Genomic DNA, 18971 nt, shown 5'->3' on the forward strand with positions numbered 1-18971 from the left:
AGCCCCCGCTGAGAGCAAGGCCCACGCCAGTAACCCACTTCCCCTCCTCACGCTCCACTGGAAGCAGGCTACGGGAGATCTCAAACGCGGTCTGAGCGCATCCCGCACGCCGCGGCCCCGTACTGATTTTTTGGCATCAGAGGCCAACTATTCGCCCGGCCGCCGCCAGGGCGACTACAAAGGTCGAGACCGAACCGAAACCGAAACCGAATCCGGCGACGGTGACCATGTCACCCGTCGGCGCTCGGAATATGTCGAAGGCGGTGGATGCGCGTGCGTGAGTACAGCAAGGTCGAATCGATTCCGTTCAGATTACCGCGGAGGGGTCCGGACTTCGGCTCCTCCACCTGATGCAGGCGGCCATGCTGAAACCCGTGACGTTTTCCTCGGCGCACGCATCGGTGGACGAGTATCGGCTCCTGACATCGACCATCAGGTCCAGAGCCGCAGATGCTCACGGTGGTTTCAGCATGGCCGGCCCGAGTGGGGCGGGCGCATTCCACCTCCCCCTCCGCATTCAACTTCGCGGCTTGTTCATCGAGCTCTACATCGAGCTCCGCCTGTACCGCGCAGGCGCCCGCATCGTCGGATTCCGCAACACTTTCGAGAACGGACAGGCCCCGCCGGAGGCGTACGTGCGCCACGTGCGGGACGCGGCCGCGCCTCCCGGCATCCGCCGCACGCAGGAACTGCCGTTCGGCGGCCGCCGCAGGGACCTCGAGACGGCCGCCGGCGTGCGGAGTTCCGGGATACTCCTGGGGCGTCGGCCCCTCGGCGATGCGGTGATGTGGCTGCACCGCAACCGTGATCCCCAATACACCGCGCACGGAATGCTCGTGCTCTCGGTGATGCTTTGCGACGCCGCCCGATTCCCCGCTCTGGCCGATGCGATGTCACGCATCTGGATGACCGGGGGAAGGCTGCCCGAAGCAGTGGGCGCCGGAAATCCGTCAAACAGAAACCCATCCAGAGGCGTTGGGGCGCCGAAGAAGGAGCGAGGCCCTTTCCAGGGGCTCGTTTCCACCCCGTACGATCTGCGATTCCCGTCCCGGGGATCCACGGAACAGGAGCGAATGTGATAGTCAAGCGCGCCGGTCGCCACGTGGTTCTCGCCGCCGTACCCGCCGCCGTGTTCCTGACCCTCGGTCTTTCCGGACCAGCTCTGGCGCAAGGCGGAAAGGCGTACCAGATCGACCTGGCGCAGCTGAACGAGTCGGGCTCGCGCGGCACGGTCATGCTCAGCCTCAACGGCAACCAGCTGACCGTGCAGATCGAATCCGAGGGCATGGTGCCCGGACAGCCCTCCGCCCAGCACCTCCACGGCTCGACGAAGGGGCACGACTTCAAGTGCCCGGACGCCACCGACGACACCAACCGCGACGGAGTCCTGAGCAACACCGAAGCCACGCACGACTACGGCGACATCAACATCTCCCTCACCACGACGGGGGACACCACCCCCGCCAGCGGTCTCGCCGTCGATCGCATGCCCAAGGCCGACCCGAAGGGCCGACTCTCCTACAAGCGGACCATGACCGTCAGCCAGGACGTGGTCGAACACATCAAGGACCTGCACGTCGTCCAGCACGGCATCGACCGCAACAAGAACGGCAAGTACGACTTCGAGGGTGCCGGCAAGAGCGAACTCGATGCGAAGCTGCCCCAGGAGGCCACGGCCCCGACCAACTGCGGAGAGGTCAAGGGCGCGGCCGTCGGTTCCCTCCCGGTCGGAGCCATCGAGACCGGCGGCGGCTCCCCGGAGAGCACGCAGAGCGCGTCCGTGCCGGTGACGGTCCGGGACGGTGTGGCGATCAGCGTGCTCGCGGTGGCGGCCGGTGCCGTGGCCCTCTCCCGGAAGCGGGCCTCCGCAGTCCCCGTCCCCGTCCGCACCGGCCGGGAGAACACCGGGGGCCGCGCGTGAAGCGGACCCCCACACCCGGCACGCCCCCCGCAACCGCCGCCACGGCCCCGCCCGACCCGGCTCCCGCACCGGCCGCGCGGCCATACCACCGCGGTGCGCGCCCCCTGGCCGCTGCGCTCCTCGGCGCGCTGCTCCTTGCGGGCTGCGGAGGCCAGAACGCCGCGCAGCCGTCCACCCCGCAGGGGCAGGCCGGGGGAGCGGGCGCCGATGCCGGAGTGCCGGCCCCCGCCGGCGGGGGTGCGGCGGCACCCGCGGACGGCTCGCAGAGCGGTCCGGCGGGAGGCGCGGGCAAGGGCGGGCCCGCCCTCGCCCGATCGGAGCCGCAGAAGATCACGATCCCCTCCCTGGGCCTGACCAGCACCCTGGAGACGCTGCGGCAGAACGCCGACGGCACCATGCAGACCCCGAAGGACCCCGCGCTCGCGGGCTGGTACGAGCCGGGGCCGACCCCCGGTTCGCAGGGACCGGCCGTGATCGCAGGCCACGTCACATGGAACGGAGCATCAGCCGTGTTCGAGAAGCTGAAGACGATGAAGGGCGGTGACACCATCAAGGTGACGCGCAAGGACGGCAAGACGGTCACGTTCACGGTGGACCGGGTCGGCGAATATCCGAAGGCCGAATTCCCCACACTGGAGGTCTACAAGAACCTCGACCACGCGGGGCTTCGCCTGGTCACCTGCGGCGGGGACTTCGACCCGAAGAAGCACTACTACGACAGCAACGTCGTGGTGTTCGCCCGCATGACGGACGCCGCCTGAGCCGCACGTCGGGGCCGCGGCGACGCCCGCCGGCCGCAGCCACCCCACTGCGGCCGGCGGGCCGGCCGGCCGCAGTGGGGTGGGAGCCCGTCGCGCGACACGTTTCATCCGCCGGATCGTGAGCAGGCGAGCCTTCGTCACCAGCATCCCACGGAAGGAACAAGCGATGTCCGACGTGTCGCGACTCCCGGGCCGGGCCGAGCACCACTGGGCGTGGCAGGCAGAAGCCGCCTGCCGTGGTCTGGGCTCGCGCCGGTTCTTCCACCCGGCGGGAGAACGCGGTGAGGACCGCGCCGCCCGCGACGAGGCGGCCAAGGCGATATGCGCCGGCTGCCCGGTTCGGGCCGCGTGCCTGCGGCACGCGCTCACCACCGGAGAGGCGTACGGAGTGTGGGGCGGGCTCACCGAGGAGGAGCGCCGGGCCCTCGGAGCCCGCGGCGGCATGAGCAGGGCGGCCTGACGGCCGGCACAGCCCTGCGGCCGGCCGGGTCCGGGGGCTGCGGCTCAGGGCAGCCCGGTGCTCAGCGGACGGGTCGCCCCGGCCCGTACGGAGTTGATCACCGCGTCGTGCAGGGCGCGGCTCGCCTCCTCACTCGGACACGGGACGGGGCTTCCGGCGAGGGGCAGCCAGTCCGAAGCCCCGCTGTACTGCACCGTGACGTGCGCCAGCTTCTCGTCCTCGGTCCACGTGGTGTGGATGTCGAGCTCACCGGTGAGGACGGGCCCCGCCTCGCCGGTCATGACGCCGTCCCGGCCGGCGAAGATCCCGCGGGTCGTCCATGATGCCCAGCTCATCCGGCCTCCTTGCCGCACTGCGCGCAGCGCATCGCACTCGTCGTCCTGTCAGTGTGAACGTGTCGGCCCGCCCGCGCCCTGCGGGCGCCGGCCCACCGTGCCGCGCCCGCCGAACATGCAGGTCATCGGGGGTGCGCAGATCCGGACCGGTCACCGGGTGCCGGCGCGTGGCGCCGGCCCGCCTCCGGAGGCAGGCGTTCGGCGGCGGGACGGCCGCGTCCCGCCCGTTCGGCGGACTTGCCCGCCGCCGCCGGGTGACGGCTGCTCCGACGGGATACGGATGTCGTCGCCGCACCACGACCGGGCCGCCACCTCCAGGGAGACCTCGATGAGCCGTATCAACCGACGTGACCTCGCTCTGCTGGCCCTGCGGGCCGGAACCGGAGCGGTGCTCATGGCGCACGGCACCCAGAAGCTGTTCGGGTGGTTCGGCGGCGCCGGCCTGGACGGGACGGCCGCCGCCATGGAGCACATGGGCTTCACCCCCGGTCGCCGAAGCGCCCTCGCAGCCGGGTTCGGCGAGACGGGCGGAGGGGCGCTGCTCGCACTGGGGCTGGCCACCCCGGCGGCCGGCGCCGCGGCTGCGGGTGCGATGGCGGGCGCGGTCGCCGTCCACGCTCCCGCGGGCTTCTTCGCCCAGGGCGGCGGGTTCGAGTACCCGGCCTTCCTCGGTTTCACCGCCGCCACGATCGGCCTTGCCGGGGCGGGCCGGTACTCCCTGGACCACGCCACCGGTCACACCTTCGACCAGCGGTGGATGCTCGTCCTGGCCTTCACCGCCAGCGCCCTCGCCGCGGGGGCCGTGGTCACCAAGCGTGCGCAGGCCCGGTCGGAGGGCAGCGGCGAGGACTGACGCGCCGGGCCGATCAGCGACCGGCGGTGATCCACCGTACGAGGGCGGAGTTGACCGCGTCGCCGAGCGCGGACAGGGCGCGGATGGCCACCATGTCGCCGGCACGCGGCGGGATGCCGACGGAGGTCAGTGCCGCCTGGAGATCCAGGCGCCGCCGGTCCCAGGCCGTCAGGGACGAGGCCGGGCAGGGTACGGACGACGACGCGTCGGCCTGTGGAACGGTCGTGTCGAGGAGAGGCGGACCGTTCGTCTCGATCTGCTGTTCCCGATGCGTCCGTTCCTGCGGCGGGGCGTCGCAGGTGAGGAACTCCGCTCCCGCGGCACCCGGGAAGCGGTAGGGGTCGAGGACCAGCTGAGGGACCGTTGCCGCTGACGGGGAGTAGTGCCAGGTCTCCATGCGAACCTCCCGGGGTCGGATGCGCTGCTGTCGGGTCGGGATGGGCGTCGGGCGGGCCGGGCGAAACCGCGTGATGCGGTTCCCGCCGTCCTGCCGGGAGCCACACCCTGGCCCCTGCCGGCGGAAACCGCTACGACTCGTGACGGGTGTTTCCCCATGCGGACATGCTTGTGACCCTTGCCTGCACGCGGCAGACGTCACCGTCCGGTTGACGTCGTCGGGCCGGGGCGGGCGCGTCGCCGGCGATAGGTCGACGTGAGCGCGTTCTGCCGGATAAGCAGCTCATGCGCGCCGTGCCGTGCGCTGTGCGCCGAACGGGGCATGGATCCTGTAACAGCCGTACTCCACCACTCGCTCACGCGCGGTGACGCCGCGCCGCAGGAGTGTGCGGGGGGCTGGCCCGCCCCGATCCGACGCGGATCCGGAGGCGCGAGCCCGCTCGCGCGGGACGAGCGCACCCGCCCGACCCGGATACCCCGCTGGGTACCCTGGGGAGGGCAGTACGGTCGGTGATGAGGAGAAATCGGTGAAGGTGGAGGAAGGGGCGGCGAGCGCGGTCCTCAACCGTCTGAGGCGCGCGCAGGGCCAGCTCGCGGGGGTGATCGCCATGATCGAGGCGGGCCGCGACTGCAAGGACGTCGTCACCCAGCTGGCGGCCGTCTCCAGGGCCCTCGACCGGGCCGGTTTCAAAATCATCGCCAGTGGTATGCGCCAGTGCCTCGCCGAAAGCGAAGAAGGCGCACCCCCGATGAGCGAACAGGAACTCGAGAAGTTGTTCCTCACCCTCGCCTGACACCGCGACCCGCCCCGAGGCGCACGCTGGACGGTCCGGACGCTTCGTGCCGCGCTGAGTTCCGGACGCCCGGCCGGTCCACCCTTCAGGCCCATTGCCCTGAGGAGCAGGAGGATCCGGAGGCGCAGGCCCGGGTCGTGCCCCGTCTCGTGGCGGGTGAGCCGAACTCCGGCGACGACGCGGTGCCGGACCGGGCGGTAGGCCGGTCGGACCGGGACCCGGGCTGGACGTCGCCGAGCCCGTGACCTGGCCGGGCACGTCACCGGTGGCCACCGAGTGCGTCAGGTGTCGGTGAGGGTGGCGAGGGCAGCTTGATGACGGGGCGGGGCCGGAAGGTCGGTAAGGCGGTACCCGGGCACCGCGGGCGGGGTGGCACGGGTGCTGACGTAGGGGTGGGCGAGGCCGCCGGCGAGTCCGGTGCCGGTGGCTTTGAGGCAGGCTTCCTTGCGGGCCCAGCACCGGGCGAGCGCGGTGACGCGCTCGGCTGCCGGGAGGGAGTTGAGCTCCTGCGTCTCAGTGGGGTGGAGCACGTGCAGGACGTCGTCGACGGTGTGGGGGGTGGGGTGCTCTTCGATGTCGATGCCGACTGCGGTGGTGGCGACGGCGATGTACGCGTGGTCGCCGCTGTGGGAGAGGGAGAAGTGGAGAGGGTTCCCGGGGACGTTGGGACGGCCGTGCGGTTCGCCGCAGCAGGGGCAGTCCTCGCGGGTGAGCCGGATGGTGCGGGCGGGTTCGCCGAGGTAGAGGGCGAGAACGGTGCGCAGGGCGAGGTGTGAGGCGGTGTAGCGGTGGGCGAGGCCGGGGGTGCGGAAGCGGGCGGCGCGTTCGCGTTCGCCGGCGTCGAGGATGGTGTGGGCGTCTTTGACGGGGTGGCCGCCGACGGTGTCGATGGTGGTGTTGAGGGCCCACACCACAGGGGCGACGGCGGTGGGCGCGGGGCCCGGAGCGGGCGGGTTGGCGCCGAGTTGGTTGATGTTCTCGATCACGCGCTTGAGGGTAGTCGAGCCGGTCGGCGCGCCGGCCACGGTCTGCGGCGGGCGAGGTGCCTTGCCCGTGGTGACGGATCCGCGCGCGCCCGCACGGCGGTGACGTACGCCGCGAACCGGATGGTCGACCGGCAGCGGCAGGAGGACAATCGCGGCATGGAGGGCGTGATGGCCGCCTGTACCGGACTGCGATGACCACCGGCCCCGCGGCACAGGCGGTCCGTAACGGTACCGCTGCCGGTACCGGTGGCTCTGCCCGGCGCCGCAGCCGCTCGGCCGCCGTCCGAGGCCGTCGCATGCGGTGCCCGAGGAACCGGGCAGGCTGGTCGCGGGGGTTCGGGGCCCGGCGTCGGGGCATCCGTACGATCTGGCCCCGGCCCATCGACAGGAGGCAGCAGTGACCACCTACGTCATCACCGTGCCCGGCACCTTCTTGAAGGAGATCGACGAGGATACCCGTTCCGATCTGGCAGGCAGGCTGGCGTCGCACCACACCGGCCTCAGCGAGTCGGAGGACGTGGAACTGCTCACGGTCCACGAGGGCGGCGCCTTCTCCGTCCGCCTCGAAGTGGACGCCCCGGACCGGGCGACGGCCGAGGCCGACGCCGTCCGCCTGCTGACGGGCGCCCTCGAGGAGTCGGGCGTCCCGGAGAAGGAGGCCCCCCTGGGACCTTGCGCGGTTACCGGCATCGACGCCGAGTCCTGACACTCCTGCCCCGCCTCGTTCCGGGAGATCGCCGCCGCGTACGCCGGCACCGGACCAACTGCAGCTGCCCGGGCCGGATGCGGAGATCCGCCGCGCACGTCCCCCGTTCCTCCGGCGCCGTGACGCGCCCCCCGCAGTTCTGCCCGGGTGCCGGGGGCACCCTCGTACCTGGATGCCGCGGTGGGCAGTTGGGGCATGTGCGGTGGGGGACGTGGTGTGGGTACCGTCGGGCCCATGGGTTTCAGTGGTGAAGGTGCCGGCGGTGGGCGGCGGGGGCATGTGCTGCTGTTGGCGGGGGACGCCGCGGTGCGCCGCGGTGGGGTGCTGGTCGCTCCCGGTGCGAACGTCGCTGCGCTGGCCATGGTCCCGGCGGGTGCGCTGCTGGGGTGCGGGGCGCCGGCGGACATGGTGTGCCTGGAGGGGGTGCGTGATCCGAACACCGTGCTGGCACGGTTGCGGGTGGCCGTGGGGGCGGCGGGCCCGGTGTTCGTGTACGTGTCGGGGCGGCTGACCGCGGACCGCCGCGGCCGGCGGTTGTTCGTGGCGTTGGCGGGGACGACCACGGGCAGCGTGCGGTACACGTCGCTGCCGTGGGAGTGGCTGGTGGGGGAGCTGGGTTCGCGTACGGGGGGCGAGACCACGGTGGTGGTCGATCTGGTGGCGGACAAGGCGGCGTGGCCCCTGCTGGGGGAGTACGGCACGCTGCCGGGGCTGTCCGTGCTGGCGGGGGTGGAGGCCTTCGGGGTGGTGCGCGGACCGGGTGCGGCTGCGCCGGCTGAGGACGGCGGGGTCAGCGGGTACACCCGGCAGTGGATCGACCAGCTCAGGCGCGCTCCGGTGCGGCCGTCCCATGTGGAGCTGCACGTACTGGCGGCCGGGTCGGCGGGGCTGCCTCCGGGGACGCTGGTGGTGCCGTCCGCGGGGGAACTGCAGACGCGTGCCGTGCCGGTGCCCGAACGCCCGCGGTCCGGACCGGAGTCCGTATCCGGGTCCGCTGCCCAGGGCGTTCCGGTCTCGGGGCCGGCAGTCGTGATTGCGCCCTCTCCTGGCACCGCACCCGCACCCGCACCCGCACGCGTTTCCGCTTCCGTCCCTGCGTCTGCATCTGCGCCAGGGCCCGTGCCCGTCCTTGCGACCGGAAGCACGCCGGGCACCGCAGTCGGCCCGGTCCCCGTGCCCGTACCCGTCCCCGGGTCGTTGCCGGTGGGCGCCGTGGAGGGGGATCCGCGGGCGCGTCTGCACGCCCTGGCGGTGGAGGGCCGTCATGGGGAGGCGGATGCGCTGGCGCGGGCGTGGGAGCGCGCGGTGGTGGAGCGGTGGGGGCGGATCTCGGCAGAGGCGGTGCGGTGTGCGGAGATCCGTGCGGACCTTGCGCGGATGGCGGGGGATTTCGTGTCGGCGACCCGGTTGTGGACGGGGGCGGGTCGGGTGCGGCTGGAGTGGCAGGGGGTGAATGCGGCCGAGGTCCGGGACGCTGCGACGGGAGCGTTGTACTGCTGGACGCAGGTCAGGCACCCGGCCCGGGCGCTGGAGACCGGGCCGGACCTGGTGGGCCTGCTGCGGTTGCTGCCTCTATTGGATCAGGCTCATCTGCGACTGGCCGAGCGGCGGTTGGACGCGCTGCGTACCGCGGACGCGGCTCTGCGCTTCTGATCGCGTGATTCCGTACGCGCGATGTGCCGGCCCCGGCCGTGTGGCGGCTTCGGAGCGGTAAGGGCCGCAGCCGGCGGGCGCGGAGCACGTCCGTGCGCGGCGCGGCCGACCTGGCTGCCTGGTGCTCCCGTGCCCCTCTGGTTCCCTCGCCTTCCCGCGTGCGGTGTGGGGGCGGCAGGGTCACGCTGGAAAGTGGCCCATCCGGACACCGCTGCAGTGTGGCGTGTGGGAAGGAGCGTCATGTCCTGCACCGTGAAGAGTGCCGTGGCCGGCCACCGCCCGCGTGCGGTCCTGGCTACAGCGGCGGCGGCTGTGGCCCTGCTGGCCGGGACCGCCCCGGCCACCGCCTCTACTACCGGAACCGCAGTCGGGGGTGACGTCGGGAGCGGGATCGTCGCCGCCCCTGTGCCCCCGTGTCGCGGTGGGCAGCTCGCGGCGGGGGGTGCCGAACGGTTGGGGGCGGACGCCGTGCGGATCACCGTCGTCAACGAGAGCGGGGCGCCGTGTGTTCTGCGGGGCTACCCCACGGTCGCTCTCGCTGGTCAGGGCTCGCCCGCCAATGCCCGGTCTCTCACGGTGGTCCACCAGGGCCCGGCCCGCCCGGTGGTGCTGCCCGCCGGTGGCGCGGCGGTGTCCCGTGTCTCCTTCGCGCCGGTGCTGGGGGAGGCAGACGGCTACTGCGCTTCCGGTGCCGAGCCGTTCGCCGCGCCTTCGATGGTGGTCGGTGTGGCGGGTGTCCGCTTGCAGATTGCGCCCGACGACGGCGGGAACTTCGCGGTGTGCGGGACGGTCGTCCGTGCCACTTCCTTCCGCCCTGCCTCCTGAACCCCGTGCCTCCGGCCCCGGCCGACGGCTACTCCTGCGCTGCGGTCTTGCCCGAAGCGGTGGGTACGGGCGCGGAGTCGCAGGTGCCGGCGCCGTTTGGCCGGGCTGTCCGCGACGGGCCCTGCCCGGACGGTGTTCCGCGAGGTCCCACCGTGTTCCGGCCTGCCGCCGCGCCCGGAAGAAAGGGGGCGAGAAGAAACGTGGTGGTGAGGGGCTTGCAGCAGTGGTGCGGGCGGGCGGCTGTGGGCCCAGGGCCGGACGAGCACCGCTGAGGATGCGCAGAGGGCTGTCAGGTTGGTGCCTTCAGTGGGTCGGTGGGGTTGTGGTGGTGTGCTGCCAGGGGTGGCGGGTGGCGCCGAAGCCGCTTTCGTGAACCCATGCGTGGCTGCAGTGGGGGCATTGGAGGTGGAGCAGGCTGCCGGTATTGGTCAGGAGGTAGCGCCAGTGCGTGGGGCAGGTGCGCTGTTGTCGGCAGGGTTCGCAGTCGTGGGTGTCGCGGCAACGGGGACAGGGGATCCAGGCGCGGCGGCCGGGGTCGGCCTGCGGGTCAAGAGGCAGCACGGCCGTCTCCCCGGATGGGCAGGACGCCGGCGGCGACGAGGCCGTCGTAGAGGCGTTGCTGCTCGGCGTCGAGTCCGGAGTACAGCAGGTCGTATGCGGATTCCTCACCGAGGAGGACTTCCACCGGGTTCCAGTCGGGTCCGAGGGCTTCCATGATGTGGGCGCGCCGGAGGACCTCGTGCGACGTGAGGTCCACGGTGAAGTCGGCGGACGCCGACCCGCCGGAGCCGGCTGCGGTGTCGGCGTTGTCGTCGGGGGAGGGGGTGTGGGGGGCCATGCCCTCGAAGTTAGGTACCCCTTCTTTTGCCGGTCAAGGGAGGGTGGGGGGAGTCACAAGCAGCCCCTGGCCTGTCCTGATCCCTGGGCGAAGAGGTGGCGGAGTGTGTCGTATATGTCACCAGAAGTCGCAGTGGGGGTGGTGGGGTCTGCGTGTGACGGTCGGCCCAGGTGGGGTGCCTCCGCGCCCTTGGTCGATGCGTGACGGAGGCCGGCGGTCGGCGGCTCTGGACCGCCCTGGAGGCCGTTCCGGTGCGGCGGGGGTCGTCTGTACCGGCACCGGGCCCTGCTCGGGGGTGCGAGCCTGCGGGGGATGGCCAGGGCGGGGATCCGATGGGGGCGGCGAACGGCGTGGCCGGCTTCTTGGGCGGGACTTGGGGAGAAGCCGTGGCCGAGGTGGTCCTGGGCCTGCTCACTGGTGCGTATCTCGGTCGCCCGGCCCCCTTCACCCACCTGAACCGGTCCGTCGGTCCGCGCTTCACCCTTTGCGCGGGAGCGGCTGCTCGGCATCCCTCGCGCACGGTGCGCGGCAGGTCTTCCGCGCCCTCGGGGTGGCGTTCATGCCGTCGATGGGGATCGGGGCGCGGGGCTGGGCCCGGTGGTGGGGGTTTACAGGCCGAGGGCGATGGCGATGCGGGTCATTTCGGCGGTGCTGTTGACGTTCAGTTTGGCTCGGATGCGGCGCAGGTATGCGTCGACGGTGTGCTTGGAGAGGCCCATGTGGCGGGCGGTCTGGAGGTAGGTGTGCCCGGCGGCGATGTGGCGTAGTGCTTCCTGCTCGCGGGGGGCGAGTCCGGCTGTGGGGGTGGCGGGTGTGGGAGTCATGGGATTTCCTCTGCCGTGTCGGCTCGGTCACCGCTGCTCGCGTCCTCGGAAGCAGTAGGGATATCTAGCTGGATGTCCCTTTTGTTGTCTTATGAAGAGCGTGGCTTCGGGACTTCATGGGGCTGTCCGTCGACTGTCACAGCCGTGTGACAGGCCACCGCCACCCCCGCCGCCTGCGCCGTTCCCGCGGTCCCTGCCGTCCCTGCCGCCCTCTGCCGTGTAAGAGCCCTGCGACCGGTCGGCTGCACCGGGGAGGCCGGATGTCGGGTGGGTGCACCCGGCGCGCGGATCGGTCCGAAGGCGCCTGTGGGGGCGCCGAGTGTGACGAGTGCGCCGTGAGGGCAGGGCGGGCGGGCAGCCCGGGTGGAGGGGATGCGGAGGCCGCGTAACTGCGCGGTTCCGCAGCGCCCGGTACGGCACATGGCGGTGTCGCCGGGGGGCGAGCCGGTGGGTTGCGACCCGGTGATGGCCCGCTGCCTGAGGTGTCTGCCGTTCCGTCGACCCCGAATTCTGCGGGACGGGTTGTGCTCGGCCGGAGCGAGTCGGCCGTGGGGCCGGTGTGCCGGTGGACGTGGAGAGCACCGCTTCGTGGGAGGAGAACGGGGAGCTGAGGTAGGGACGCGAGCACTTTCAGGAGACGGCGAGGTGCCCACCGGGGAGACATGCGGATGAGCCGCTTGGATTGCGTCGCCGGCGGCATGCACCCTCACGGCGTGTAGCGATCGTGCGCGATCCCGGGTGGCGCCCGCTGAGGGTTCTACCGCTGGCGCTGGCGCTGGCGCTGGTCGGTCGCGCAACGGTCGCGCCGCGTAGCGGCAGGCGCCTGCCTTGCTGGCCGGATGCGGGCCGAGCACCGGCGGCGTTTGGTGCCTCGTTGCGCCGGATCCCCTTGTCGCGACGGGATGCGCCGCACGCGCCACAGCAGTCGAGCTCGTCGACATCCAGTGCCCGCAGGGCCCTTGCTGAGAGCGGCACCCTGGTGCGAAGGGTGCTCCTGCAGAAGGAGGGCCGTCTCGGGCGGTCCTTTACCAGCCGTGTCATAGACCTGCCAGGCGATCCCAGTGGGAGAGCGGGGGCAGGTCTGAGGTGGGCACCCCTGGGGCTGGGGTCAGGTGGTGGGGGTGGGCGCGGGGGTGTCGTAGACGAGTTTGTAGGTGATGTCCTTGGGGATGGGGGCGGGCGAAGTGTCGGTGTAGAGGAGTCGGATTCTGGTGAAGCGTTGAGTTTGGGGGTGGTCGGGCCAGGGCTGGGGGTTGCTGAGGGTGACGGTTACCGGGTAGGGGCGGAAGCGGCCTGCGGCGCAGTAGGGGCGGCAGTCGTTGACCATGTCGGTGCCGGTGGCTGTGGCAGTGCTGGGGCCCCACGTGTTCCAGTGCAGGTCGACGAGTCGGTTGTTGCCGTCGCCGCAGGCGAGGAGGTATTCCTCGGGCCGTATGTGGCCTTGGGAGGAGCAGTCGACGACGACCGGGTCGGGTGGGGGTGCGGGCGCGGGGTGCGCGGCGGAGGCTGGCAGGGCTGCGACTGTGAGGGCTGCAGTGGTGCTCAGCAGGATCCCGGTCCGTTTCCGGGACCGGGGGTGGTGGGTGTTGTGGCCGTGTCCTGAAGTGTCCACGAGGCCTCCCTTGCCCGTCCGTGGCGCCCGTCGGCGCTGTGGCCATGCCCAGCTTCTCCGATCCGGGCGAGGCGCGCACCTGCTGGGAGCCGGCGCCTTGGACCGGGGGAGGCCGCCACCCCGGCCCGGGTGGGGCGGTTCAGGTGATGCCGATGGTGTACATGGTGTGATACCCGCCGCCGTCGCTGTCCGGCGTGAGGGGCAGGGTCATGGTCTTACCGGCGGCCCGGTAGCGGCTGTCGCGCTGGTTGGGGTGGTCGGGGGCGGTGCGGTGTGCGTACGGCGGGCGGGCGTACACCTGGGTCAGGAGGTCTTCCGGGAAGAAGAACTGCGAGGTGGTCTCGGTGCGGGAGTCGGGGCGGACTTTGAAGTGGATGTGCGGGGCCAGCCCGGCGTACCAGCCCGGCACGATCGTGCGGAAGGTGCACCGTCCGGTGCGGTCCGTGGTCTGGGTGCCGCGCAGGAAGGTGTCCTTGCCTGTGGAGTAGTCGCCGTTGGCGTCGGCGTGCCAGACCTCGACGGCGGCATGGGCGAGTGGCCGGCAGCCGTCGGCGACCCGTACGACCGTGAGGTCCAGCCGCAGCGGTACTCCGTTTCGGCCCTGGGTGATGTCGGAGCGGACCAGGTCCACGTCCAGGTAGTACGGCCCCGCGCCTGCCTCGACGGCGAGGATGCAGGCGGGCGCGGCCGCGGTGGTCCGTCCGGCCGGGGGCGGGGGGCCGGTGGGCTGTCCGGCTGCGCTCCGTGTTCCGGACGGGGCTGCGCACGCCCCGCCCAGGAGGGCGGCGGCGCCGGCCGATCCGGCGGCGAGCAGCAGGGCGCGGCGGCCGGGCGGCCTCGGGAATGCACCACCGGCACCGGCAGAGGCGACGAGCTCGGGGGTGATGGTGTTGGTGTTCTCGTTCTCGACCATGCGAACCCCTCATGCACGCCGTGGATGCCGTTCCGCGCGGGTGGGCGGGCGCGGCAACTGGCCTCACCGTGCCGGAGGCCACCCGGCCCGCCGGGCACCGACACGCCCTCGTCCGCCCTTCCCATCCCACCGGCCCCGCCTCCGCGGGCCTCCCTGCGGTTGGTTTGTTGGTGAGGGGTGAGGTTCCGTCGAGATGCGGGGATGGGTGACAGAGGGGCAGATGGGTCCCATGAGAGGAGTGGCGGCGGTGAGACCGTCTGCGCGCCGGCACGGGGTGACCGTCGTCGCGCTACGGACCGGCAGGCCGCGGGTGCACCGGTACGCGGGCACCGCCGGTACGACCCGCTACTGCCGTCCTGTTGTGTCGGTCAGGAGGGAGACCAGCTCGCGTTTGAGGATCTTGCCGCTGGGGCCCAGGGGGAAGGAGTCGGTGAACTCGACCCGGCGGGGGTATTTGTACGGGGCCATGCGCTCTCTGCTCCAGGCCACGATCTCGGAGGCGAGGGCAGGGCCCGGGGCCGCGCCGGGGCGGGTCGTCACCACGGCGCACACCTCCTCGCCGTGGACGGGGTGGGGCAGGCCGATGACGGCTGCCTGGGCGATGGCCGGGTGGCGGGCCAGGACGTCTTCGACCTCGCGCGGGTAGACGTTGTAGCCGCCGCGCAGGACGACGTCCTTCTTGCGGTCGACGATGGACAGGTAGCCCTCGTCGTCCTTGACGCCGAGGTCGCCCGAGCGGAACCAGCCGTCCACGATCGCCTCGGCGGTCGCCTCCGGCCGGTTCAGGTAGCCGGCCATCACGTTGTGCCCGCGGATGACGATCTCGCCCACCTCGCCGGCGGCGAGGAGCTCCACCCGGTCCTCCACATCCGCCCGGGCGATCTCGACCTCGACGCCCCAGATCGGCCGGCCCACGGTGCCCGGTCTGAGCGGCCACGACCGCTGGTTGTACGACACCACGGGAGAGGTCTCCGTCAGCCCGTACCCCTCGAAGACCGGGCAGCCGAACTCCTCCCGGAACGCGTCCATGAACGCCACCGGCAGCGCCGAGCCGCCGGAGAACGCGCGGTCGAGCTGAGGTCTGCGCGGGTCGGCGCGGGCCGCGTCGAGGAGCGCCCGGTACATGGTCGGGACGCCCATGAAGAGGGTGCACCGCTCCCGGACCATGAGGTCCAGCGCGCCCGGCCCGTCGAACCGGGGCATCAGGACCAGGGTCGCCCCGGCCCGGAAACAGGTGTTCATTCCGCAGATCTGGCCGAAGGTGTGGAAGAGGGGGAGACAGCCGAGCAGCACGTCGTCCGGCGTGAAGTCGAAGGGCGACTGCATCGTGGTGTCGACGTTCATGACGACGTTGAGGTGGGTGAGCAGGGCGCCCTTGGGGCGGCCGGTGGTGCCGGAGGTATAGAGGATCACCGCGATGTCACCGGGGTCGCGCGGCACCTGGCGGTCGACGGGTGCGCTGCGCGCCGCGAGCGCGTCCAACCGCGGCGGGCGGCCACCCCCCTGCTCACCGTCCGCCCCTTCCTCCCCGTCTCCTTCCTCCATGACGGTGAGCAGGGGGGTGCCGGTCGCCTCCGCCGCCTTGCCGCCCTCGGCCAGCAGCGGGGCGGCGCAGACCAGTGCGACCGCCCCGGAATCCTCCAGGACGTACGCGATCTCGTCCGAGCGGAGCAGGGCGTGGACGGGGACCGCGATGGCGCCGAGCGCGAGTACGCCGAAGTAGGCCAGCGGGAAGTGCGGTGTGCTGGGCAGCAGCAGTGCCACCTTGTCGTCGGGGCCGATACCCCGCGCGCGCAGCGCCGCCGCGTACCGGCGTGCCCCGTCCCACAGTTCACGGTAGGTGATCCTCCGGGTACCGCACACCACCGCCGGGTGCTCCGGCCGTCGTAGCGCGGACTCGGCGAGGATGGCCGCCACGGAGAGGGTCACGGCGGTCTCACGCGCCCGCTTCGGCGGCCAGCCGCGCCTTGTCCGGCTTGCCGACGCCGGTGAGCGGCAGGGCGGGCCGGACGCGGATGTCGGCGGGGACGTGCTTGGGCGAGATGGTGGCCCGGATGTGCTCCGCCAGCTCCTCGGGGGTGACCGCACCCGGTGCGCGCAGCACCACGGCGGCGTGCAGGTGCTCGATCCGGTCCCGGTCCTTGACGCAGAAGACGGCGGCCTGCGCGACATCGGGGTGTGCGAGGAAGGCGTTCTCCACCGTCACCGGATGGATCTTGATGCCGTTGGTCTTGATCACCTCGCCGATCCGGCCGCGGAGGTGGAGGTAGCCGTCGCCGTCGACAAAGCCGAGGTCACCGGTGTGCACCCAGCGGTCCCGTACGGTCCGGGCGGTGAGCTCGGGTTCGGCCACGTACGCGCTCATCGTGAACGCCGACCGTACGCAGACCTCGCCGATCTCGCCGAGCGACAGGTCGCGGTGGTCGTCCGGGTCGGTGATCCGCACCCAGCCGGGCATCGGCCGGCCGACCGTTTCCCGCAGCCGGGGGTCGAGGTGCTCGGCGGGCGAGAGCATGCTGACGAAGCCCGCCTCGCTGGTCGCGTACACCTGGATCAGTACGTCGCCGAAGACCTTGACCGCCTCGGCCAGCCGCTCGGGGGACGCGGGGGAGCCCACGTACGTCACCATCTGGAGGCTGGAGAGGTCGGTCGAGCCCACCTCCGGCCGGTCCATCAGCAGGTAGAGCTGGGGAGGTGAGAGCAACATCCGGGTGATCTTGAACTGCTCGATGCAGCGCAGCGCGTCACCCGGGTCGAAGCCGTCCCGCAGGACCACCGAGCCGCCGGACGCCAGGGAGTCGTCGGCCGTGGCGCCGCTGGAGTGGCTGAGCGGGAGGCAGGCCAGGTAGACCGACCGCCAGCCCATCTGGAGCCCGGCCGAGATGAAGCCGTTGCGGGTGCGGAAGTCGAAGGCGATGCCCTTCGGCTCGCCCGTCGTGCCGCTCGTGTAGGTGACCACCGCGGGCCGGTCGAGCCCTATCCCCATGGCGGACGGGTCCAGCGCGTCCGCGTCGCCGGCCGTCAGGTCCAGGACGTCCGGACCGAGGTCGCCGAGGGCGACGAGGGCGAGCGGGGTGCCCAGCCGCTCGCGCAGCTCGCGGGCGGTCGCGACGTTCTCCGCGTCGACCGCCAGGTGCGTCGCGCCGGTGTCCCGGAGGACCTTGAGTTTGGCGTCGGCGGCCAAGTGGTCGGCCGGGTCGACCGCGTTGGTGGTGTGCAGGTGGACGACGGTGGCCCCGATCAGGTTCGCGGCGTAGCGCAGGACCAGGGTCGGGCCGGTGTTGGTGACGGTGAGGATGGCGACCACGGTGCCGGCCGTGCCGCCGCTCGCGTCGCTTCCGCCGGCGTGCCGGTGCAGGGAGTGCGCTGCGGACCGGACCAGGGCGGTCAGCTGCGCCGCGGTCAGCGTCCGGTCCCGCCAGGAGAGGACCACTTTTTCCGGCTCGGCGGAAATTACCTCAAGGATCTTGCTGACATACGTTTCGTTCGACGGCATAGAGAACTCCAGTGGTGCCGTGTCGAGGAATTTCGGCAGAGCCTACAACAAGCAAAGCGGGTGTACCAGGAGTGTGAATTGAAGAAACGGTCGCATCGGGGGTCTTGAATTGTCGCAGACCGCGTCATCGAAGTGATATTCCGCTCTGGGACAATCCCCTCTACCAGTCCGAGCCCCGTATCGGCGCAGCCTTCGGAGAAAAGGGTCGTCATGAACCAATACTTGGAGCTCTTCTCGCGGCACATGGAGGAAGGCGGGTCCGCAGAGGCGAAACGGGAGTTTCTGGAGGTCAGCCGGCTCGCCGGGAAATTTCCCGCGGCCCGGAGCCTGCGCGACGGCATCGGCTCCGAGATCAGCGTGTGGTGCAGCAACGACTATCTGGGAATGGGCCAGCACCCGCTGGTGCTCGCCGCGACCAGGGAAGCCCTCGACGCGTACGGCGCGGGCTCGGGCGGCTCCCGGAACATCGGGGGGACCAACCATTACCACGTACTGCTGGAGCAGGAACTCGCAGATCTGCACGGCAAGGCCGACGCCCTCCTCTTCACGTCGGGATACACCGCCAATGACGGCGCCCTCACGGTCCTCGCCGGCCGGCTGGGCGACTGCGTCGTCTTCTCCGACGAGATGAACCACGCCTCGATCATCGACGGACTCCGCCACAGCGGCGCCGAGAAGCGCATTTTCCGCCACAACGACACCGCGCATCTCGAAGAGCTGATATCCGCCACCGATTCCGACCGGCCGAAGATGATCGTCATGGAGTCGGTCTACTCGATGGGCGGTGACGTTGCCCCGCTCGCCGAGATCGCCGCCATCGCCCGCAAGCACGGCGCGATGACCTTCCTCGACGAGGTCCACGCGGTCGGCATGTACGGGCCGCAGGGAGCAGGCATCGCCGCGAGCCTGGGCCTGGCCGACGAGTTCACCGTCATCATGGGCACCTTGGCCAAGGGCTTCGGCACTACCGGCGGCTACATCGCCGGCCCCGCCGAACTGGTCGACGCGGTACGCGGTCTGTCCCGCTCCTTCATCTTCACCACGGCCCTGCCCCCCTCGGTCGTGGCGGGCGCGCTCGCCGCCGTCCGGCACCTGCGCGCCTCCGACGAGGAACGCGACCGGCTCCGCGAGAACGCCCGGCTGACGCACCGGCTGCTCACCGAACACGGCATCCCCTTCGTCTCCGACGAATCCCACATCGTCTCGATCTTCGTCGGGGACGACGCGCTCGCCCAGCGGATCTCCGGCCTGCTGCTGGAGCGCCACGGCATCTATGTGCAGTCGATCAACGCGCCGAGCGTGCGGGCCGGTCAGGAGATCCTCCGGAGCGCGCCCGGTGCCGTCCACGAACCCGCCGCGGTCGCGGAGTTCGTCGCGGCCCTGGACGGCATCTGGGAGGAGCTGGGCGTGACGCGCGCACCGGGCTGGCGCCGGTCCGCCGTGACGCACGGCTGACCCGCCCCCGAGGTGCGCGCGGCCCTCCCGCACTCCGCGACCCGCCCGCCCCCGTACCCGTACCCGTACCCGTACCCGTACACACGCCGTACACGTGCCCGTACGCGTACCCCTGTCCGTGTCGCGGCCTGCGCTATCGGGCT

Annotated in this window: 20 protein-coding genes; 10 read left to right on the plus strand and 10 right to left on the minus strand. The window is 71.8% G+C overall.

The features are described 5' to 3' along the window. The first annotated feature begins 530 nt into the window (after positions 1–530). From ACFW2G_RS18310 to ACFW2G_RS18325, 4 genes are all read left to right on the plus strand, one after another. Positions 531–1079, plus strand: a complete 549-nt coding sequence (locus tag ACFW2G_RS18310) for a ribosome-inactivating family protein (RefSeq protein WP_236647499.1) — start codon at positions 531–533, stop codon at positions 1077–1079. Then, positions 1076–1921 (plus strand): hypothetical protein, encoded by an 846-nt coding sequence (locus tag ACFW2G_RS18315; RefSeq protein ID WP_384585179.1) that lies wholly within the window; start codon positions 1076–1078, stop codon positions 1919–1921. The genes ACFW2G_RS18310 and ACFW2G_RS18315 overlap by 4 nt, the downstream gene beginning before the upstream one ends. Next, positions 1918–2682, plus strand: coding sequence for a class F sortase (locus ACFW2G_RS18320; RefSeq protein WP_384585182.1), 765 nt, complete (start codon positions 1918–1920; stop codon positions 2680–2682). Before ACFW2G_RS18315 ends, ACFW2G_RS18320 begins: the two co-directional genes overlap by 4 nt. A gap of 166 nt (positions 2683–2848) precedes the next feature. Next, on the plus strand, positions 2849–3142 hold the full coding sequence (locus tag ACFW2G_RS18325) for a WhiB family transcriptional regulator (RefSeq protein WP_037917587.1): 294 nt from the start codon (positions 2849–2851) through the stop codon (positions 3140–3142). Between the two features lie 44 nt (positions 3143–3186). Here ACFW2G_RS18325 and ACFW2G_RS18330 read toward each other — a convergent pair whose 3' ends face one another. Further along, entirely contained in the window at positions 3187–3477 is a 291-nt protein-coding gene (locus ACFW2G_RS18330; RefSeq protein ID WP_384446433.1) for a hypothetical protein, read from the minus strand. Positions 3478–3805: 328 nt separating this feature from the next. On the opposite strand from ACFW2G_RS18330, the gene ACFW2G_RS18335 reads away from it, so the two are divergent. Then, positions 3806–4330 carry a DoxX family protein gene (locus ACFW2G_RS18335; protein ID WP_037918600.1) on the plus strand — a complete coding sequence of 175 codons (525 nt, stop codon included), beginning with the start codon at positions 3806–3808 and terminating at the stop codon, positions 4328–4330. Between the two features lie 13 nt (positions 4331–4343). On the opposite strand, the gene ACFW2G_RS18340 is transcribed toward ACFW2G_RS18335, so the two are convergent. Continuing rightward, a complete protein-coding gene (locus tag ACFW2G_RS18340; RefSeq protein WP_037917593.1) occupies positions 4344–4727 on the minus strand; it encodes a hypothetical protein in 384 nt (127 codons plus the stop codon). Positions 4728–5253: 526 nt separating this feature from the next. Here ACFW2G_RS18340 and ACFW2G_RS18345 point away from each other — a divergent pair. Then, positions 5254–5520, plus strand: a complete 267-nt coding sequence (locus tag ACFW2G_RS18345; protein ID WP_384585185.1) for a metal-sensitive transcriptional regulator — start codon at positions 5254–5256, stop codon at positions 5518–5520. A 281-nt stretch (positions 5521–5801) separates the two neighbouring features. Here ACFW2G_RS18345 and ACFW2G_RS18350 read toward each other — a convergent pair whose 3' ends face one another. Beyond that, positions 5802–6506 (minus strand): 4'-phosphopantetheinyl transferase family protein, encoded by a 705-nt coding sequence (locus ACFW2G_RS18350; protein WP_384585188.1) that lies wholly within the window; start codon positions 6504–6506, stop codon positions 5802–5804. A 397-nt stretch (positions 6507–6903) separates the two neighbouring features. Between ACFW2G_RS18350 and ACFW2G_RS18355 the strand changes: the two genes are divergently transcribed. The 3 genes from ACFW2G_RS18355 (at position 6904) to ACFW2G_RS18365 (ending at position 9690) form a co-directional block, all read left to right on the plus strand. Next, on the plus strand, positions 6904–7212 hold the full coding sequence (locus tag ACFW2G_RS18355; RefSeq protein ID WP_384585190.1) for a hypothetical protein: 309 nt from the start codon (positions 6904–6906) through the stop codon (positions 7210–7212). 234 nt (positions 7213–7446) lie between these two features. Next, the gene (locus ACFW2G_RS18360; protein WP_384585193.1) at positions 7447–8865 is read left to right on the plus strand and encodes a hypothetical protein; all 1419 of its coding nucleotides are present in this window, start codon (positions 7447–7449) and stop codon (positions 8863–8865) included. 240 nt (positions 8866–9105) lie between these two features. After that, a complete protein-coding gene (locus ACFW2G_RS18365) occupies positions 9106–9690 on the plus strand; it encodes a DUF4232 domain-containing protein (protein ID WP_384585196.1) in 585 nt (194 codons plus the stop codon). A gap of 303 nt (positions 9691–9993) precedes the next feature. On the opposite strand, the gene ACFW2G_RS18370 is transcribed toward ACFW2G_RS18365, so the two are convergent. From ACFW2G_RS18370 to ACFW2G_RS18400, 7 genes are all read right to left on the minus strand, one after another. Continuing rightward, the gene (locus ACFW2G_RS18370) at positions 9994–10251 is read right to left on the minus strand and encodes a hypothetical protein (RefSeq protein WP_384446420.1); all 258 of its coding nucleotides are present in this window, start codon (positions 10249–10251) and stop codon (positions 9994–9996) included. Then, positions 10238–10528, minus strand: coding sequence for a DUF6400 family protein (locus ACFW2G_RS18375; RefSeq protein WP_384446418.1), 291 nt, complete (start codon positions 10526–10528; stop codon positions 10238–10240). Before ACFW2G_RS18375 ends, ACFW2G_RS18370 begins: the two co-directional genes overlap by 14 nt. Before the next feature lie 608 nt (positions 10529–11136). Next, complete coding sequence (locus ACFW2G_RS18380; RefSeq protein ID WP_037917606.1) at positions 11137–11352, minus strand: response regulator transcription factor; 216 nt, start codon at positions 11350–11352, stop codon at positions 11137–11139. Positions 11353–12460: 1108 nt separating this feature from the next. Next, the gene (locus tag ACFW2G_RS18385; protein WP_236647502.1) at positions 12461–12964 is read right to left on the minus strand and encodes a hypothetical protein; all 504 of its coding nucleotides are present in this window, start codon (positions 12962–12964) and stop codon (positions 12461–12463) included. Between the two features lie 139 nt (positions 12965–13103). Further along, positions 13104–13877 (minus strand): intradiol ring-cleavage dioxygenase, encoded by a 774-nt coding sequence (locus ACFW2G_RS18390; RefSeq protein ID WP_384585199.1) that lies wholly within the window; start codon positions 13875–13877, stop codon positions 13104–13106. Between the two features lie 345 nt (positions 13878–14222). Further along, positions 14223–15806 (minus strand): long-chain fatty acid--CoA ligase, encoded by a 1584-nt coding sequence (locus tag ACFW2G_RS18395; protein WP_384446411.1) that lies wholly within the window; start codon positions 15804–15806, stop codon positions 14223–14225. A gap of 7 nt (positions 15807–15813) precedes the next feature. Next, the gene (locus ACFW2G_RS18400; protein WP_384585202.1) at positions 15814–17373 is read right to left on the minus strand and encodes a class I adenylate-forming enzyme family protein; all 1560 of its coding nucleotides are present in this window, start codon (positions 17371–17373) and stop codon (positions 15814–15816) included. Between the two features lie 210 nt (positions 17374–17583). Between ACFW2G_RS18400 and hemA the strand changes: the two genes are divergently transcribed. Beyond that, positions 17584–18828 carry a 5-aminolevulinate synthase gene (gene hemA, locus ACFW2G_RS18405; protein ID WP_384585205.1) on the plus strand — a complete coding sequence of 415 codons (1245 nt, stop codon included), beginning with the start codon at positions 17584–17586 and terminating at the stop codon, positions 18826–18828. Positions 18829–18971 lie beyond the last annotated feature (143 nt).

Source organism: Streptomyces sp. NPDC058880 (assembly GCF_042742535.1).
Lineage (GTDB): Bacteria > Actinomycetota > Actinomycetes > Streptomycetales > Streptomycetaceae > Streptomyces.

Coding starts and splice junctions, on each gene's coding strand:
- ACFW2G_RS18330 (WP_384446433.1), bottom strand. CDS start 3,477: ATGAGCTGGGCATCATGGACGACCCGCGGGATCTTCGCCGGCCGGGAC.
- ACFW2G_RS18365 (WP_384585196.1), top strand. CDS start 9,106: ATGTCCTGCACCGTGAAGAGTGCCGTGGCCGGCCACCGCCCGCGTGCG.
- ACFW2G_RS18390 (WP_384585199.1), bottom strand. CDS start 13,877: ATGGTCGAGAACGAGAACACCAACACCATCACCCCCGAGCTCGTCGCC.
- hemA (WP_384585205.1), top strand. CDS start 17,584: ATGAACCAATACTTGGAGCTCTTCTCGCGGCACATGGAGGAAGGCGGG.
- ACFW2G_RS18335 (WP_037918600.1), top strand. CDS start 3,806: ATGAGCCGTATCAACCGACGTGACCTCGCTCTGCTGGCCCTGCGGGCC.
- ACFW2G_RS18325 (WP_037917587.1), top strand. CDS start 2,849: ATGTCCGACGTGTCGCGACTCCCGGGCCGGGCCGAGCACCACTGGGCG.
- ACFW2G_RS18375 (WP_384446418.1), bottom strand. CDS start 10,528: ATGGCCCCCCACACCCCCTCCCCCGACGACAACGCCGACACCGCAGCC.
- ACFW2G_RS18380 (WP_037917606.1), bottom strand. CDS start 11,352: ATGACTCCCACACCCGCCACCCCCACAGCCGGACTCGCCCCCCGCGAG.
- ACFW2G_RS18340 (WP_037917593.1), bottom strand. CDS start 4,727: ATGGAGACCTGGCACTACTCCCCGTCAGCGGCAACGGTCCCTCAGCTG.
- ACFW2G_RS18400 (WP_384585202.1), bottom strand. CDS start 17,373: ATGCCGTCGAACGAAACGTATGTCAGCAAGATCCTTGAGGTAATTTCC.
- ACFW2G_RS18360 (WP_384585193.1), top strand. CDS start 7,447: ATGGGTTTCAGTGGTGAAGGTGCCGGCGGTGGGCGGCGGGGGCATGTG.